This is a genomic window from Streptomyces sp. NPDC101118 (genome assembly GCF_044759445.1).
Taxonomy (GTDB): Bacteria; Actinomycetota; Actinomycetes; order Streptomycetales; family Streptomycetaceae; genus Streptomyces.
Genome location: NZ_JBIVZG010000019.1, coordinates 60921 through 77896, shown reverse-complemented (window position 1 = coordinate 77896; position 16976 = coordinate 60921). Strand labels below are relative to the sequence as shown.

Annotated in this window: 12 protein-coding genes; 8 read left to right on the top strand and 4 right to left on the bottom strand. The window is 69.7% G+C overall.

Translation table 11 applies throughout. From position 1 onward, the window contains the following. The first annotated feature begins 102 nt into the window (after positions 1-102). The 4 genes from ACIQUQ_RS26835 to ACIQUQ_RS26820 are packed head-to-tail and all read left to right on the top strand — an operon-like array spanning position 103 to position 4571. Positions 103-2652: an ATP-binding protein gene (locus ACIQUQ_RS26835; protein ID WP_403980623.1), complete on the top strand. Its 2550-nt coding sequence runs from the start codon at positions 103-105 to the stop codon at positions 2650-2652. A 20-nt stretch (positions 2653-2672) separates the two neighbouring features. Then, entirely contained in the window at positions 2673-3359 is a 687-nt protein-coding gene (locus ACIQUQ_RS26830) for a response regulator (RefSeq protein ID WP_403980789.1), read from the top strand. 24 nt (positions 3360-3383) lie between these two features. Beyond that, positions 3384-3794 (top strand): OB-fold nucleic acid binding domain-containing protein, encoded by a 411-nt coding sequence (locus tag ACIQUQ_RS26825; protein WP_403665329.1) that lies wholly within the window; start codon positions 3384-3386, stop codon positions 3792-3794. A gap of 3 nt (positions 3795-3797) precedes the next feature. After that, positions 3798-4571, top strand: a complete 774-nt coding sequence (locus ACIQUQ_RS26820; protein WP_403980621.1) for a DUF3159 domain-containing protein — start codon at positions 3798-3800, stop codon at positions 4569-4571. A 123-nt stretch (positions 4572-4694) separates the two neighbouring features. On the opposite strand, the gene ACIQUQ_RS26815 is transcribed toward ACIQUQ_RS26820, so the two are convergent. Continuing rightward, on the bottom strand, positions 4695-5366 hold the full coding sequence (locus tag ACIQUQ_RS26815) for a potassium channel family protein (RefSeq protein WP_403980618.1): 672 nt from the start codon (positions 5364-5366) through the stop codon (positions 4695-4697). After that, positions 5363-6031, bottom strand: a complete 669-nt coding sequence (locus ACIQUQ_RS26810; protein WP_403665323.1) for a potassium channel family protein — start codon at positions 6029-6031, stop codon at positions 5363-5365. Before ACIQUQ_RS26810 ends, ACIQUQ_RS26815 begins: the two co-directional genes overlap by 4 nt. 199 nt (positions 6032-6230) lie before the next feature. Here ACIQUQ_RS26810 and ACIQUQ_RS26805 point away from each other — a divergent pair, with 199 nt between their 5' ends. Together ACIQUQ_RS26805 and ACIQUQ_RS26800 are read left to right on the top strand one after the other, a co-directional pair. Beyond that, a complete protein-coding gene (locus ACIQUQ_RS26805) occupies positions 6231-8279 on the top strand; it encodes an APC family permease (RefSeq protein WP_403980615.1) in 2049 nt (682 codons plus the stop codon). Between the two features lie 143 nt (positions 8280-8422). Continuing rightward, positions 8423-9754 carry a class I SAM-dependent RNA methyltransferase gene (locus ACIQUQ_RS26800; RefSeq protein WP_403980613.1) on the top strand — a complete coding sequence of 444 codons (1332 nt, stop codon included), beginning with the start codon at positions 8423-8425 and terminating at the stop codon, positions 9752-9754. Between the two features lie 652 nt (positions 9755-10406). Here the strand turns inward: ACIQUQ_RS26800 and ACIQUQ_RS26795 are convergent. Both ACIQUQ_RS26795 and brxD read right to left on the bottom strand, forming a co-directional pair. Next, the gene (locus tag ACIQUQ_RS26795; RefSeq protein WP_403980610.1) at positions 10407-12620 is read right to left on the bottom strand and encodes a DEAD/DEAH box helicase; all 2214 of its coding nucleotides are present in this window, start codon (positions 12618-12620) and stop codon (positions 10407-10409) included. Beyond that, positions 12620-13954: a BREX system ATP-binding protein BrxD gene (brxD, locus tag ACIQUQ_RS26790; protein WP_403980608.1), complete on the bottom strand. Its 1335-nt coding sequence runs from the start codon at positions 13952-13954 to the stop codon at positions 12620-12622. The genes ACIQUQ_RS26795 and brxD overlap by 1 nt, the downstream gene beginning before the upstream one ends. A gap of 149 nt (positions 13955-14103) precedes the next feature. Here brxD and ACIQUQ_RS26785 point away from each other — a divergent pair, with 149 nt between their 5' ends. Both ACIQUQ_RS26785 and ACIQUQ_RS26780 read left to right on the top strand, forming a co-directional pair. Then, the gene (locus ACIQUQ_RS26785) at positions 14104-15927 is read left to right on the top strand and encodes a DUF262 domain-containing protein (RefSeq protein WP_403980605.1); all 1824 of its coding nucleotides are present in this window, start codon (positions 14104-14106) and stop codon (positions 15925-15927) included. After that, the gene (locus ACIQUQ_RS26780) at positions 15924-16970 is read left to right on the top strand and encodes a CBS domain-containing protein (protein ID WP_403980603.1); all 1047 of its coding nucleotides are present in this window, start codon (positions 15924-15926) and stop codon (positions 16968-16970) included. Before ACIQUQ_RS26785 ends, ACIQUQ_RS26780 begins: the two co-directional genes overlap by 4 nt. Positions 16971-16976: the final 6 nt, after the last annotated feature.

The window sequence follows — 16976 nt, the reverse complement described above, 5'->3', positions numbered from 1 at the left end:
CGCCGTCGGCCTTCCTCCGGCCCGGCCTTCACCCCCAGGTGGGCGGCCCGGAGCTGACCCCCCGCAACGGTGAGTTTCCAGGGCGTGAAAGACAATAGGGACATGGGACGCGGCAAGCTACGGATCTACCTCGGCGCGGCACCGGGCGTGGGCAAGACCTACGCCATGCTCTCCGAGGGCCACCGCCGGGCCGAGCGCGGGACCGACGTCGTCGTCGCGTTCGTCGAGCACCACGGGCGGGAGCGCACCCGGACGATGCTGGCCGGTCTCCAGCAGGTGCCGCGGCGGGAGCTGGCGTACCGCGACGCGGTGTTCACCGAGATGGACGTGGACGCGGTGCTCGCGAGGCGGCCCGCCATAGCCCTGGTCGACGAGCTGGCGCACACGAACGTCCCGGGCTCGCGGAACCCCAGGCGCTGGCAGGACGTCGAGGAACTGCTGCGGGCCGGCATCGACGTGGTCTCCACCGTCAACATCCAGCACCTGGAGTCCCTCGGGGACGTCGTGGAGTCCATCACCGGGGTGCGGCAGCGGGAGACCGTGCCGGACGAGGTGGTGCGGCGGGCGGACCAGATCGAGCTGGTCGACATGTCGCCCCAGGCGCTGCGCCGCCGGATGGCCCACGGCAACATCTACCAGCCGGACAAGGTCGACGCGGCCCTCTCCAACTACTTCCGGCCCGGCAACCTCACCGCCCTGCGCGAGCTGGCGCTGCTGTGGACCGCCGACCGGGCCGACGAGTACCTCCGCCAGTACCGGGGCGAGCACGGCATCCGCAGCACCTGGCAGGCCCGGGAGCGGATCGTCGTGGGCCTCACGGGCGGCCCGGAGGGACGTACGCTCATCCGCCGCGCGGCACGGCTGGCCGAGAAGGGCGCCGGCGGCGAGGTGCTCGCCGTCTACGTCGCCCGCAGCGACGGCCTGACCGCCGCGTCGCCCAAGGAGCTGGCGGTCCAGCGGACCCTGGTCGAGGATCTTGGCGGAACGTTCCACCATGTGATCGGCGACAGCGTTCCCGAGGCCCTCCTGGAGTTCGCGCGGGGCGTGAACGCCACCCAGATCGTCCTCGGCTCCAGCCGTCGCAGGCCCTGGCAGTACGTGTTCGGGCCCGGCGTCGGCATGACGGTGGCCCGGGAGTCGGGGCCCGACCTCGACGTGCACATCGTCACCCACGACGAGGTGGCCAAGGGCCGGGGGCTGCCCGTCAGCCGCAAGGCCCGGCTCAGCCGCACCCGGATCATCGCCGGCTGGGTGGTGGGCGTGGTCCTGCCCACCCTGCTCGCGCTGCTGCTCACGCATGTCGACACCGATCTCGGCCTCGCCAACGACATGCTGCTCTTCCTCGCCCTCACGGTGGCCGCCGCACTGCTGGGCGGACTGGTGCCGGCCCTGGCCTCGGCCGCCTTCTGCTCGCTGCTGCTCAACTGGTTCTTCACCCCGCCCCTGCACCGGCTGACCGTGTCCGACCCCAAGAACATCCTGGCCATCGGCGTCTTCTTCGCCGTCGCCGCCTCGGTGGCCTCGGTCGTGGACCTCGCCGCCCGGCGCACCCACCAGGCCGCCCGGCTGCGGGCCGAGTCCGAGGTGCTGTCCTTCCTCGCCGGCAGCGTGCTGCGGGGCGAGACCACCCTCGACGCCCTGCTGGAACGCGTCCGCGAGACCTTCGCGATGGAGTCCGTGGCCCTGCTCGAACGCGACGGCGAGGTCGAGCCCTGGACCCCGGCCGCCAGCGTCGGGCCCCACCCCGCGGAGCGCCCCGAGGACGCCGACGTCGACATGCCGGTCGGCGAGCACATGGCCCTCGCGCTGTCCGGACGGGTGCTGCCCGCCGAGGACCGGCGCGTCCTCGGCGCCTTCGCCGCCCAGGCCGCCGTCGTCCTCGACCGGCAGCGGCTGGTCGGCGAGGCGGAGCGGGCCCGGGAGCTGGCCGAGGGCAACCGCATCCGCACGGCCCTGCTCGCCGCCGTCAGCCACGACCTCCGCACGCCGCTCGCCGGCATCAAGGCCTCGGTCAGCTCGCTCCGGTCCGACGACGTGGAGTGGTCGGAGGAGGACCGGGCCGAGCTCCTGGCCGGCATCGAGGACGGCGCCGACCGCCTCGACCACCTGGTCGGGAACCTCCTCGACATGTCCCGGCTCCAGACCGGCACCGTGACCCCGCTGATCCGCGAGATCGACGTGGACGAGGTCGTGCCGATGGCGCTGGGCGGCGTACCGGAGGGCAGCGTCGAGCTCGACATCCCGGAGACCCTGCCGATGGTGGCCGTCGACCCGGGGCTGCTGGAGCGGGCGGTGGCCAACGTGGTCGAGAACGCCGTGAAGTACAGCCCCGCCGGGACGCCGGTCCACGTGAAGGCCAGCGCCCTCGGCGGCCGCGTCGAGGTCCGCGTGGTGGACCGGGGGCCGGGCGTGCCCGACGAGGCCAAGGACCGGATCTTCGCCCCGTTCCAGCGGTACGGGGACGCCCCGCGCGGAGCCGGGGTCGGCCTCGGGCTCGCCGTGGCGCGGGGGTTCACCGAGGCCATCGGCGGCTCCCTCGGCGCCGAGGACACCCCGGGCGGAGGGCTCACGATGGTGCTGAGCCTGCCGGCCGTCACCCGTGACCGCGACGCGTCACGGGCCGCGGTGGAGGATGACGTGGTAGCGCGATGACGACAGAAAGCAGGATCTCCATGACGCGGGTGCTCGTGGTGGACGACGAGCCGCAGATCGTACGGGCCCTGGTGATCAACCTGAAGGCGCGCAAGTACGAGGTCGACGCCGCCCCCGACGGGGCCACCGCCCTGGAGCTCGCCGCCGCCCGGCACCCCGACGTGGTCGTGCTCGACCTCGGCCTGCCCGACATGGACGGCGTCGAGGTGATCAGGGGGCTGCGCGGCTGGACCCGGGTCCCGATCCTCGTCCTCTCCGCCCGCCACAGCTCCGACGAGAAGGTCGAGGCGCTCGACGCCGGGGCCGACGACTACGTGACCAAGCCCTTCGGCATGGACGAGCTGCTGGCCCGGCTCCGCGCCGCCGTCCGCCGGGCGGAGCCGGTGCCCGGCAGCGGCGGCGACGAGGTGACCGTCGCGACCGCCGGCTTCACCGTGGACCTGGCCGCCAAGAAGGCCAGCCGGGACGGCAGGGACGTACGGCTCACTCCGACCGAGTGGCACCTGCTGGAGGTGCTGGTCCGCAACAGCGGACGCCTGGTCAGCCAGAAGCAGCTGCTCCAGGAGGTCTGGGGACCGTCCTACGGCACCGAGAGCAACTACCTCCGCGTGTACATGGCTCAGCTGCGCCGGAAGCTGGAGGCCGACCCGGCGCACCCCCGCCACTTCATCACCGAACCGGGCATGGGATACCGCTTCGAGAGGTGACCCCCGCGCCGGTAGGCTTCCTGTATGAGTGCTGTACCTCGTTCCGAGAAGCCCGCGAAGCCTGCCGGGCGCTTCCGCCGGATGATAGAGCGGCTGTCCTCCTCACAGGAGGAGCTGCACTCCGCGGAGCTCCAGGAGGACGCGGAGGCCGCGGGGTGCACCCGTATCTGTGACTGCCACGACCGCGAGATAGTCAAGGTGGCTGGTACGTTGCGCACCGTCACCCTGCGACCGCGGGCCGGGGTTCCGGCCCTGGAGGCGGAGCTGTTCGACGGCTCCGCCGCGCTGGACGTGGTCTGGCTCGGCAGGCGCTCGATCGTGGGCATCGAACCGGGCCGCAAGATGATCGCCTCCGGCCGCATCTCGATGAGCCACGGCCGCCGGGTGCTCTTCAATCCGAAGTACGAACTCCGACCGCTCGGACAGGAGCATTAGCCGGTGACGTCACTCGACAAAAAGGGCCACGAGGGCTCGGAGGAGACCCGGGGCGACCGGGCGCCCGGCGCCGACCCGGACGCCGACGCCAGGGCCGTGACGCAGGCGGCGCTCTTCGACGCCTTCGGCGGGATCCGCGGCACGCTGGAGACCATGCTCCCCGGCCTGCTCTTCGTCGGGATCTACACGGTCAACAAGGACCTCAAGCTCTCGGCCATCGCCGCGGTGGCGGTGGCCCTCGTGCTGGTCGTGGTCCGGCTGGCCCGCAGGGACACCGTCAAGCACGCCTTCAGCGGCGTCTTCGGCGTGGGCTTCGGCGTGGCCTTCGCCATGTTCACGGGCAACGCCAAGGACTTCTACCTGCCAGGCATGATCTACGGCGCCGGGCTCGGCGTCGCCTTCACCGTCTCCGCGCTGGTGGGCTTCCCGCTGCTCGGCGTGGTGCTGGGGCCGATCTTCCGGGAGAACCTCTCCTGGCGCACCCGCAACCCCGGCCGCAAGGCCGCGTACACCAAGGCCAGCCTGGCCTGGGGCCTGATCTTCCTGGCCAAGTACGCCATCCTCTTCCCGCTGTACTGGTGGGGCGACACGACGCAGCTGGGCTGGGTGCTGATCGCCCTCAAGCTGCCGCCGATGGTGCTGGCGGTGTACTTCACCTGGGTGTTCCTGGCCAAGGCCCCGCCGCCGATCGACGTCTTCGCCGAGATGGAGGCGGAGGAGGAGGCCGAGCGGCAGCGCAAGGAGGCCGCCGCGGCCGCGCGGCGCGGGGAGGCGTAGCGAGGATCCCCGCCCGCTGTACGCGCCAGGGGTCGCCGTACGTGTCGACGGCCCGGGTACGTGACGAGGGCCCCCGGAACCGATTGGTTCCGGGGGCCCTCGTCACGTACAGCGGCCGGGGGCCTACTCCGCCGCGCGCTCCGCGTTCAGCAGCTCCTCCAGCTGCTCCTCGCGGGCCTGCGCGGCCACGAACAGCAGCTCGTCGCCCGCCTCCAGGCTCTCCTCCGGGTGCGGGGTGAGCACCCGGTTGCCTCGGATGATCGTCACCAGGGAGGTGTCCTGCGGCCAGCTGATCTCGCTGATCCGCACGCCCGCCATCGGGGACTCCGGCGGCAGCGTCAGCTCGACCAGGTTGGCGTCGCCGTGGCTGAAGCGGAGCAGGCGCACCAGGTCGCCGACGCTCACCGCCTCCTCGACCAGGGCGGACATCAGGCGCGGGGTCGAGACCGCGACGTCCACGCCCCAGGACTCGTTGAACAGCCACTCGTTCTTGGGGTTGTTCACGCGGGCCACCACGCGCGGCACCCCGTACTCCGTCTTCGCCAGCAGCGAGACGACCAGGTTCACCTTGTCGTCACCGGTGGCGGCGATGACCACGTTGCAGCGCTGCAGCGCGGCCTCGTCCAGCGAGGTGATCTCACAGGCGTCGGCCAGCAGCCACTCCGCCTGCGGCACCCGCTCGACCGAGATGGCGGTCGGCGCCTTGTCGACGAGCAGCACCTCGTGCCCGTTCTCCAGCAGCTCGCCCGCGATGGAGCGGCCCACGGCGCCGGCTCCGGCGATCGCGACCCTCATGCGTGTGCCTCCTCGGGACCCTGCGCGAACGCCTCTTCGACCTTGGCGATCTCGTCCGTGCGCATCATCACGTGGACCAGGTCGCCCTCCTGCAGCACGGTCTGGGAGGACGGCAGCATGGCCTCGCCCAGCCGGGTGAGGAACGCGACGCGCACGCCCGTCTCGTCCTGGAGCTTGCTGACCTTGTGGCCGATCCAGGCCGGGGAGGTGTGCACCTCGGCGAGCTGCACGCCGCCGCTCGGGTCGCGCCAGAGCGGCTCCGCGCCGGAGGGCAGCAGGCGCCGCAGCATCTGGTCCGCGGTCCAGCGGACGGTGGCCACCGTCGGGATGCCCAGGCGCTGGTAGACCTCGGCGCGCCGCGGGTCGTAGATGCGAGCGGCGACGTTCTCCACACCGAACATCTCGCGGGCCACGCGGGCCGCGATGATGTTGGAATTGTCACCACTGCTGACCGCGGCAAAGGCGCCCGCGTCCTCGATGCCGGCCTCGCGCAGGGTGTCCTGGTCGAAGCCCACGCCCGTGACGCGACGGCCGCCGAAGCCCGATCCCAGCCGACGGAACGCCGTGGGGTCCTGGTCGATGACGGCGACCGTATGCCCCTGCTGCTCCAGGGTCTGCGCGAGGGCCGAGCCCACTCTTCCGCAGCCCATAATGACGATGTGCACGGCCGTCCTTCCGGCTGTCAATAGTTTCGGACCCCGTCCCGCCCGGGTGATCCTCTGGCTTCACAGGGTCTCAGACCATGGCCCAAGCTACACACGGGCGGTCACCAGTGTGACCTCTTGTGCGGTGGTGGTGCGTAATTGGGGCAGGGTTCGGGTGGTGGTTGGTCAGCGCTCTTTTCGAACGCTTAACATCCTCTCCGTGTCCAAACTGACCGACCTGCCCAAACGGATCCTGATCGGCCGGGCGCTGCGCAGCGACCGCCTCGGTGAAACGCTCCTCCCGAAGCGCATCGCACTCCCCGTGTTCGCGTCCGACCCGCTCTCCTCCGTGGCATATGCCCCGGGCGAGGTGCTCCTCGTCCTCTCCATCGCGGGCGTGTCGGCGTACCACTTCAGCCCCTGGATCGCGCTCGCGGTCGTGGTGCTGATGTTCACGGTGGTCGCGTCGTATCGGCAGAATGTCCACGCCTATCCCAGCGGTGGCGGCGACTACGAGGTCGCGAACACCAATCTCGGGCCGAAGGCCGGACTCACCGTCGCCAGTGCCCTGCTCGTCGACTACGTGCTGACCGTCGCGGTCTCCATCTCCTCGGGAGTGGAGAACCTCGGTTCCGCCGTCCATTTCGTCATCGAGCACAAAGTGCTCAGCGCGGTCGTAATGATCTTGCTGTTGACGCTGATGAACCTGCGCGGCGTCAAGGAGTCCGGAAAGCTCTTCGCGATCCCGACCTACGTGTTCGTCGCCGGCGTCTTCCTGATGATCGCCTGGGGCGCCTGGCGCGGACTCGTCCTCGACGACACCATGAAGGCCCCCACGGCCGACTTCGAGATCAAGGCCGAGCACCAGGGCATCGCCGGCTTCGCGCTGGTCTTCCTGCTGCTGCGCGCCTTCTCCTCCGGCTGTGCGGCCCTCACCGGCGTCGAGGCCATCAGCAACGGCGTCCCCGCCTTCCGCAAGCCCAAGAGCAAGAACGCCGCCAGCACCCTCGCCCTCATGGGCGCCCTGGCCGTCACCATGTTCTGCGGCATCATCGGCCTGGCCATGGCCACCGACGTGCGGATGGCCGAGAAGCCCGCGCAGGACCTGCTCGTCGACGGCGTGCCGGTCGGCCCCGAGTACGTGCAGGACCCGGTGATCTCCCAGGTCGCCGAGGCCGTCTTCGGCGACGGCAGCTTCCTGTTCATCCTGCTCGCCGCCGCCACCGCGCTCGTCCTCTTCCTGGCCGCGAACACCGCGTACAACGGCTTCCCGCTGCTCGGCTCGATCCTCGCCCAGGACCGCTACCTGCCGCGCCAGCTGCACACCCGCGGCGACCGGCTCGCCTTCTCGAACGGCATCGTGCTGCTCGCGGGCGCGGCGATCCTGCTGGTGTGGATCTACGACGCCGACTCGACCAAGCTGATCCAGCTGTACATCGTCGGCGTGTTCGTCTCCTTCACCCTCAGCCAGATCGGCATGGTCCGGCACTGGAACCGCCACCTGAGGAGCGAGCAGGATCCGGCGGCCCGCCGCCGGATGCACCGCTCGCGGGGCATCAACGCCTTCGGCGCCACCTTCACCGGCCTCGTGCTGGTCGTCGTCCTCGCCACGAAGTTCACGCACGGCGCGTGGGTCGCCCTGCTCGGAATGCTGATCTTCTACGCGACGATGTCCGCGATCCGGCGCCACTACGACAAGGTCGCGGCCGAGATCGCCGCCGCCGAGGAGCGCCCCGACGAGTACGTGCGCCCCTCGCGCGTGCACTCGGTGGTGCTGGTGTCCAAGCTGCACAAGCCGACCCTGCGGGCGCTGGCGTACGCGAAGCTGCTGCACGCCAACCAGCTGGAGGCGCTCAGCGTCAGCGTGGACCCGGCCGAGACCCGTGCCCTGAAGGCGGAGTGGGAGCGGCGCGGGATCGACGTACCGCTGAAGATCCTCGACTCGCCGTACCGCGAGATCACCCGGCCGGTGATCGAGTACGTGAAGGGGCTGCGCACCGAGAACCCGCGCGACGCAGTCAGCGTGTACATCCCGGAGTACGTCGTCGGCCACTGGTACGAGCACGTGCTGCACAACCAGAGCGCGCTCCGGCTCAAGGGGCGCCTGCTGTTCACGCCGGGTGTCATGGTCACCTCGGTGCCGTACCAGCTCCAGTCGTCCGAGGCGGCGAAGAAGCGGGCCAAGAAGCGGCAGGAGTGGAGCGCCCCGGGCGCCGTCCGCCGCGGTCCCGTGGACACGCGCCGCAAGGAGCCGAGCGGCAAGGGCTGAGCCCCGCTTGGTTACCGACCCGGACGCGACCCGACGTAGACTGACGGGTCGCGTCCGTCGGCATTGCGCACGCTTCACCGTGGTCCGCGGCACAACCGCACGTAGGCCCCACCCACCCCATGAACCCTGGAGCACTCCCCACCATGCAGAACCAGAACGAGAAGCAGTCACTGGTCGGGGAGGAGTACGAGGTCGAGGTCGGCCCCGTCGCGCACGGCGGCCACTGCATCGCCCGTACCGCGGACGGCCGGGTCCTCTTCGTCCGCCACGCCCTCCCGGGCGAGCGGGTGGTCGCCTCGGTCACCGAGGGCGACGTGGACTCCCGCTTCCTGCGCGCGGACGCGGTGAAGGTGGTGTCGGCCTCCAAGGACCGGGTCGAGGCCCCCTGCCCGTACGCCGGTCCCGGCAAGTGCGGCGGCTGCGACTGGCAGCACGCCAAGCCCGGCGCCCAGCGCCGCCTCAAGGGCGAGGTCATCGCCGAGCAGCTGCAGCGGCTGGCCGGGCTGACGCCCGAGGAGGCCGGCTGGGACGGCACGGTCATGCCGGCCGAGGGAGACAAGCTCCCGGCGGGCGAGGTCCCGCAGTGGCGCACCCGCGTCCAGTACGCCGTCGACGAGGAGGGCCGCGCGGGCCTGCGCAAGCACCGCTCGCACGACGTCGAGCCCATCTCCCACTGCATGATCGCGGCCCCCGGCGTCACCGAACTCGGCATCGAGAAGCGCACCTGGCCGGACATGGCCACCGTCGAGGCCATCGCGGCCAGCGGCTCCCAGGACCGCCAGGTCGTCCTGACCCCGCGCCCCGGCGGCCGCCTCCCGCTCGTCGAGCTCGACAAGCCGGTCTCCGTCCTCCGCGTGGAGGAGAAGGACGGCGGCGTCCACCGCGTCCACGGCCGCCCCTTCGTCCGCGAGCGCTCCGACGGCCGCACCTACCGCGTCGGCATGGGCGGCTTCTGGCAGGTCCACCCCCAGGCCGCCGACACCCTGGTCCGCGCCGTGATGCAGGGCCTGATGCCGCGCAAGGGCGAGATGGCCCTGGACCTGTACTGCGGGGTGGGCATCTTCGCGGGCGCCCTCGCGGAGCGGCTCGGCGAGACCGGAGCGGTCCTCGGCATCGAGTCGACGAAGCGCGCGGTGGAGGACGCCCGCCACAACCTCGCCGACTTCCCGCGGGTCCGCATCGAGCAGGGCAAGGTGGAGCAGGTCCTGCCGCGCACCGGCATCACGGAGTGCGACCTCATCGTCCTGGACCCCCCGCGCGCCGGCGCCGGCAAGGCCACGGTCCGCCACCTGGCCTCCCTCTCGGCCCGCCGCATCGCGTACGTCGCCTGCGACCCGGCCGCCCTGGCCCGCGACCTGGCGTACTTCCGCGACGCCGGCTACAAGCCCCGCACCCTCCGAGCCTTCGACCTCTTCCCGATGACGCACCACGTGGAGTGCGTGGCAATCCTGGAGCCGATCCGGGAAGGGTCCTGACCTGCGGTTTCTTGGCCTTCACTCCTTGCTCGACGTGTTTCCAGCCAAGCAAGGAGTGAAGCGGTCCGGAGACTGCTGAAAGCCGCTTGACCTGCCGATTCAGCAGGAAACGCGCTCGCCCTTCGCTGACAGCACCCATGCAGTCTTCGGATGCTGACGCTCTGAAGCCCCGTCACATCGGCCCGGCCATGTCCGCTGTGCAGAGCCGTGACGAAGTCGCCCAGACCGATGCTGTGCAGGCGGTTGCGTACTACGTTCAGCGCCGCGGCCTTCTCGCTGACGGAGAGCACTCTGCGGCCGGCGACACCATCTTGAGGTCCTGGTGAGCCATACGTTCAGCAGCCGGTTGCGCCCGCCCATGTCCAGCAGGGACTTCGCCATTCCTCGAGGACGGCCTACAGGCGGTCGAGGCTGGGATCGCCGCCATGGGTGGATGGCGTGCGGAACTGGGCGGGCATAGGGTGAGTACCTCCTCAGCTGGGCGCGCAGGGCGATGTCGCGACGACCCCGAGGTATCCGCATCTCAGTTCACATCGTCCGATGCGTGGTCGGCGATCAACACGCCATCACACCTGCTGGCTGTCCGTCCTGTCTGGCGTCTTGATGCGGAGACGTCAGGCATCGCCGTCAGTATCAAGACCTGCGGACCGTCTCACGTGAGGGATTCGGTATGGAAACGGACTGGGCCCTGAAGGGTCGTGCGCGCTCCGTCGAAGTCCGCCAGTCGTGCGGCAACGGTGGCCATCGCGAGTCGGTGAGGTAGCGCTGCTGAGAACTTCAGGCCGTGTACCGCTCGGTGGTCAACATCGGGCAACACCAGTGCGTTTCCACCGTCAGCATCTGCACGAGCCACTTGCCACATGTCGGGTGTCAGGTCTTCTCGTAGCCGCACGTAGCAGTCCGTCGGCCTTTGGACGGGGTCACTGATCGACGGAAGTGTGGCGGCGAGCGTCGCGTTAGCCCGGTAGCCGGCCCACGTCCACCACCGGACGTCCGTCCCCAGTCGAGTGATCAGAGAGCCGTCGGAATCGGTGATGTGAGGCGCATCCTCCTCGCGCCACTCGGTCAGGCACGACTCGGCCCGACGGGTGAGAGAAACCAGGGGGTCTGCTCCGAGCAGTACGTCGCGCATCGAGCGGGTCAGAGCGAACGAGAGGCCGGCGAGCGACCCGCCCGTCCATTTGGCGACGCCGCCACCGTCAGCCGGCTCGACGAACACCCGCTTGCGCCCCCAGTCGATGAACGTCACCTGCCAGCTGCGCCCACCGAGCAGCAATCGACGGGGTCCCGGCCGTTCCTCCGTCAACACGGAAGGGTCCGTCTGCCCGATTTCGGAACGGCCGGACAGCACCGTGAACTGCGGGGGAGCGGTGAACGAAGCAGTCAACTCGATGAAGTGACGCCGGCCGAATCGGCGTTCCGCCTCGGGACCGATGAAGAGCATGCTGCTGTCCTCATCGAGGAACCCCTCGTTCACCAGGTGGCGCAGGATGGGGGAAGCTGATCTGTCGAACGGAGCCAGCCCGTTCCACATCCCTTGCCACGCCTGGTCGCCGATGCGGTGCTGCTGAAGCGTGGCGGCGAGCAACTGCTGCGCCACGAGGTGGCGAGGCTCCGGAGGGGGTGTGACCGGTTCGACCCAGCCGCGCCCCCAGAGGAGCAGCAGGGCGGCGGCCTGCAGCAGGGTGTCCTTGCCGGTGGCGAGGAACAGGCAGTTTCGAGTGGTCCCCGGGCGCCGGCCGGTGCGGCCGATGCGCTGGAGAAAGGAGGCCACCGTGCGGGGCGAGTCGATCTGGATGACGCGGTCCAGATCGCCCACGTCGATGCCCAGCTCCAATGTGGAGGTGGAGACGATGACGCAGTCGCGTGCTTCGGCGAAGGCCTGTTCCGAGCGGGCTCTTTCCTCGGCCGAGAGGGAGGCGTGCGAGAGGAACACCGTCACTTCGCGTGCCCGCAGGGCTGCTCCCAGCTCCTCCACCTGACGTCTGGACTCGCAGAAGACCAGCCTCTTCTCCCCCCGGTGCAGGGCCGCGATCAACTTGGACGCGTTGTCGAGGGACCCTACGTAATCCAGCTCCACCTCTCCCGGCGGCCGAAGACTCCCGCCCGTGGTGGCCGTGGTATTGGTCGCAGCCGGCGTGAGGGTGAGGTCGGGGGCGACGACCCGCCCCGGGCGCTTGCCCGCACCGGAGCCCTGGAGCCAGGTGAGCAGTTGCTGAGGGTTTCCGACCGTCGCAGAGAGGCCGATCCGCTGGATGGGGCGTCTCGTGACCTGCTCCAGACGCTCCAGCACCGCGAGGAGGTGCCAGCCTCGGTCGTCGCCGGCGAACGCGTGCACCTCGTCCACCACGACTGCCCGGATCCCGCCCAGAAGACGGGCGTGGTCGGTTTTGACCCCGATGAGCATGGCCTCGAGGGACTCAGGAGTGGTGAGGAGGATGTCGGGTGAGTCCGTACGGATGCGCCTGCGCTGAGACTCCTTGGTGTCTCCGTGCCAGAGCTCGGCCCGGCGGCCGAGCCACTGGGCGTAGGAGTCGACACGGGTGACCAGGTTGTTGAGGAGCGCCTTGAGCGGGCACAGGTAGAGAACCGACGTGCCGGACCAGCGTTGGCCGGACATCGCCGACAGGATCGGCAAACACGCTGCCTCGGTCTTGCCACCCGCGGTGGGCGCGAGCAGCACTGCGTCCTCGCCGTCCATGAGGGGATCGATCGCGGCCCGCTGCAGAGGCCGCAGGTCGGGCCAGCCGAGCGTGTTCACGACATGGTGGAGGATGACGGGATCGAGCCGGTCGACGGGGTCCGTGCCGTCTGGGTGGGGGCTGGTGTGGGCGGATCCTGTCCCACCCGCCGGGACTGCAACCATCACATGTCCAGGTCGACGTCGTCGGCTGATCCGGATGCCGCGTGATTGCGCTCCACGTCCGTGAGTTCGCTGGTCGTCACGGTCAGCCGATAGTGCCGGCGCGGGTCGAAGTCCTCGAACTGGTCGACGCGGTCCAGCACGTCACCGACCATTTTCTTGAGGAACAGCCGGGGCGCCACTCCTGCCCTCCCCCCGAGGGCTCCGCCCACCGCGCGCGCGAGGTCGGCAACGTACGCGTCGTCGGCGAGTGACTTCACGCGTTCCGGCGAGGAGGCACCCTCCGCATACAGGTCCCGGATGGTCACTCCGAGGCCGACCAGCGACTCCTGTGTGAAGCCCGGCAGCCGCACTTGGACCGCACGAGGGTTGTCGAAGCGCGGGTCGGTGGTGAAATCGGTGGCGAGGCGCTGAGCGAGAGGAGCGAGCCGCTGAACTCCCTGCTGCCCGTCGTAGAACGCAGGAGTTCCGGTGATCAGGAGATAGAGGCCGGGGAACCGGCCGGAGTGCACCTCGTCGATGAGCTGCCGAAGGGCGTTCAACGCCTTGTCCCGGGCGTCCGAACGGACGCGCTGCAAGGTCTCGACCTCGTCCAGGACGACGAACAGGCCGTTGTGCCCGGAGTCGCGCAGTACGGTCAAGAGGCCTTGCAGGAAGCCGAAGGCCCCGAAATGATCGAGGTCGCCGCGGACTCCGGCAGAGCGTCGCGCGGCCGCAGCCACGTGCGGCTGGCCACCCAGCCAGGCCAGCACGGCCGCTGCAGTCGCCTCGTCGCCTCCGGCAAGGGCTGACTTGTAGCCGCGCAGCGCCGTGGCGAAGGAGGGCGCGTGCCGCGACACCTCGGCCAATCGTGCCGTCAGCAGTTTCTCGACCGCCTGTGGGAGGTCTTCCTCGTCGGCGCCGTCCGCGAGGGCGTCCTCTTCCAAGGTGTAGAACCACGAGTCCACGACAGGCCGGAGCGCGCTCGGGGGAAAGCTCGTGGTGGTGAGCCGCTCGGTCAGACGTCGGTAGACGGTCTCCAGCTTGTGGAGGGGGGTCTCCGTCTCGGAGATCTGGATCTCCGCCAACGCGAAACCCCTCCGCTTGGCCCGTTCACCCAGCCATCGGGTGAAGAAGGTCTTACCTGATCCGTACTCCCCGCGGACGGCCTTGAACACCGAAGAACCGGAGGCGACCGTGTCGAGCTCGGAGTCGAGTGCTGCCTCGAACCGGTCCAGGCCGGTGGCCAGGAGGTCGAGCCCGCTTTCGGGAACGGCGCCGCGGCGCAAGGCGTCGATCACCGCGCGGCGCCGCGCCGCGCTGGCCGGGGAGGGACGGGAGGAAGCAGCGGTACTCACGCCACCAGTGTCCCATTGCAAGGGCGTCCAGCGGTTGGCTGAAGTCGACTACTGGTGCGGCCGATCTCGTTGACCTTAATGTCGCGTGATTGGTCTAATCGCCGCCCGCGTGAAGAACGCGCAGCACTGCGAGGGTGGGGAACGGGCACGTGGCAGGACTCGACAATGTGAAACTCAAGGCGCTCCTGGCGGATGTGGCGTCAGGCTCCCTTCAACTGCCTGACTTCCAGCGGGACTGGAAGTGGGATGACGATCGAATTCGAGCCATTATTGCGACGGTGACGCTCGACTACCCCCTGGGCGTGGTGATGACGCTGGAGACAGGGGGTGACTCACCGTTCCGTGCCCGTGCCCTCACGGGCGCGCAGGTGGCGGACGAGGTGGCGCCCAGCCTGCTGCTCCTCGACGGACAGCAGCGTCTCACCTCGCTGTTCCAAGCCCTGTTCCAGGACAGCCCTGTCGAGACCACCGATGCGCGTGGCAACCCTGTCAGGCGCTGGTACTACGTGGACGTCAAGAACGCGATCGGCTCGCCCGCTGACCGCGACGAGGCCATCGTGTCCGTACCGGAGGACAAGGTCCAGCGGTCCAACTTCGCCCGAAGCGTCGTCCACGACCTGACCACTGCCGAAGGCGAGTGCGCTGCCGGACTCTTCCCCCTGAGCATCGTCTTCGACACCGCGAAGGTGAATGCCTGGCGACGAGCGTACGAGAAGATGGACGACGGCCATTTCGACCGGTGGAGCCGCTTCGAGGAGCAGGTCCTGGAGCCCGTGCGCTCCTTCCAGGTACCCATGATCAAACTTGCGGCCTCGACCTCCATGGACGCGGTGTGCGCCGTCTTCGAGCGGGTGAACACGGGGGGCGTTCCCCTCAACGTGTTCGAGCTCCTGACGGCGACCTACGCCGGTGACCGGGACTACCGCGAGCGGACCGGAGACTACTACCAGCTGCCGCAGGTCTGGCGGGCGATCAAGGAGGACCTGGCCGGCCGCCACCCCGTGTTCGGACGGCTTGAGGCGGGCATCGACGACGGGCTGAGCAGCAGCGATTTCCTGCAGGCCGTGGCACTGGTCCGCACGTGGTCCCGGAAGCAGGACGGCCAGGGCACCGGCGTCTCCTGCAAGCGCCGCGACCTCCTGGAGCTCCCCCTGGCGGACTTCGAGTCGCTCGCGCCGCGGCTTGCCCAGGCGTTCACCTGGGCCGGTGCCTTCCTCGAGAGGCAGTGCATCGTGCGCGCCGCCGAGCTGCCCTACCGCACCCAGCTGGTACCCCTCGCCGCGGTCAGGGCCATTCTCGGGGAGGCCACCGACAGGCTCGGTGCGGAAGACATGATCACGCAGTGGTATTGGTGCGGCGTGCTCGGTGAGATGTACGGCGGCTCCACCGAGACCCGCTTCACACGGGACGTCGAACAGCTGGTGGCATGGGTCCGGCGCGAGGGGCCCCCACCGGAGACCGTCACCGACGCCTACTTCTTCCCGGAGCGGCTGGACACGCTCACCACGCGGAACAGCGCTGCCTACAAGGGCATCTATGCGCTGCTCATCAAGCAGGGCGCGGTGGACTGGCACTACACGGACGCGCCGCTGAAGCCGGGCCTGATGGACGAGTACGGTGTGGACGTCCGGCACATCTTCCCCCGGGCCTGGGTGCGCCGGAACCAGGACGGGGCCAAGTCGTCCCCCGCCAACTCCATCGTCAACAAGACACCGCTGTCCCTTCGTGCGGCTCAGGCCCTCACCGGCGCACCCGGTAGCTACCTCGACTCGCTCGCCGCTGCCTCGGACATGCGTCGTGAATGGTTCGACGACGTCATCGCGACGCATCTGATCGATCCGTACTTCCTGAGGAACAACGACTACGAGGCGTTCTACGCGGCGCGGGCCAAGCAGCTCGAGGACATGGTGTACGCCGCCATGGGCAAGCGGACGATCCTGCGCGACATGACCGACGGCAAGGCGGTCAAGTGAACCAGAAGCCGAGCACTGAAGAGCTCCTGGCACTCAAGGGCACAGAGGTACCCCTCGGGGAGCTGCTGGACCTGTTCGGCGTCCGGGTGCGCCGGCCGTGGAACGTGCACGAGATCGCGGAAGCACTGACCGATGCGGGGCTCGCCACCCTGCCGGACTTCGCCACCTGCGCTCCGGGCGAGCGCGTCCAGGTCGTCCCTTTCGCCACGGCCGTGCAATCCGAGCCCGAGGCGGACGACGCCGACACCGCGGAGCGGGATCCGCTCCCGTCGGCCGCGCTGCCCCAGCGGCTCCGCATCGGCGACCTGCCGTCGGCCCGTGGCGGGGTGCGGTGCGTGTCCCTCACCACGGAGCTGTCCCAGGCGACGTACCTGATGCGCCAGCGAGGCTATGCGCAGATACCGGTCACGACGGGCATGACAACGATCCACGGCGTCATTACGTGGCGCTCACTGGCCCTCATGTACGAGCGGGGGAAGGAGAGCAGCCTGGAGAACGCCATGCAGCAGGAGACGCTGCCGCTGGCCGATGCGCGGCAGGAGTTCTTCGCGTGTCTGCCCATGCTGTCGGAGCACGGCTACCTTCTGGTCCGCGGCGAGGACGGAAGCCTGTCCGGCATCGTGACACAGGCCCACGTGGTCGGCCGCTTCGAGAGCGCTGCCCGCCCATTCTTCCTGCTCGGCGAGATCGAATCCCTCCTGCGCCGGTGGCTGGGATCCAGGCTCACCGAGGAGGCGATCAAGGCTGTCCAGACGAACAAGAAGCCGGAGCACCGCTCGGGCAGGGTCGAGGACCTGGCGTTCGGCGACTACGTCTACCTCCTCAACGGCGAGCAGAAGAAGCAGACGATGGCCCAACAGGCGGACCTCAACTGGGCCGCGCTCCAGTGTGAGTCCCTGGACCGCGGCCAGTTCGTCCGCCATCTGCAACGGGTGAAGGACGTGCGGAACCGCATCGCTCATTTCGACGCGGAACCTTTGCCCCTCGAGTCGATGCGAGAGCTGACCGCCTTCACCACCCTGCTGCGTGACTACGCCGGCTGAGCCACC

Bases quoted from the DNA above. Each gene is read 5' to 3' on its own strand.
- ACIQUQ_RS26835 (WP_403980623.1), top strand. From the start codon at position 103: ATGGGACGCGGCAAGCTACGGATCTACCTCGGCGCGGCACCGGGCGTG.
- ACIQUQ_RS26830 (WP_403980789.1), top strand. From the start codon at position 2,673: ATGACGCGGGTGCTCGTGGTGGACGACGAGCCGCAGATCGTACGGGCC.
- ACIQUQ_RS26825 (WP_403665329.1), top strand. From the start codon at position 3,384: ATGAGTGCTGTACCTCGTTCCGAGAAGCCCGCGAAGCCTGCCGGGCGC.
- ACIQUQ_RS26815 (WP_403980618.1), bottom strand. From the start codon at position 5,366: ATGAGGGTCGCGATCGCCGGAGCCGGCGCCGTGGGCCGCTCCATCGCG.
- ACIQUQ_RS26800 (WP_403980613.1), top strand. From the start codon at position 8,423: ATGCAGAACCAGAACGAGAAGCAGTCACTGGTCGGGGAGGAGTACGAG.
- ACIQUQ_RS26795 (WP_403980610.1), bottom strand. From the start codon at position 12,620: ATGGTTGCAGTCCCGGCGGGTGGGACAGGATCCGCCCACACCAGCCCC.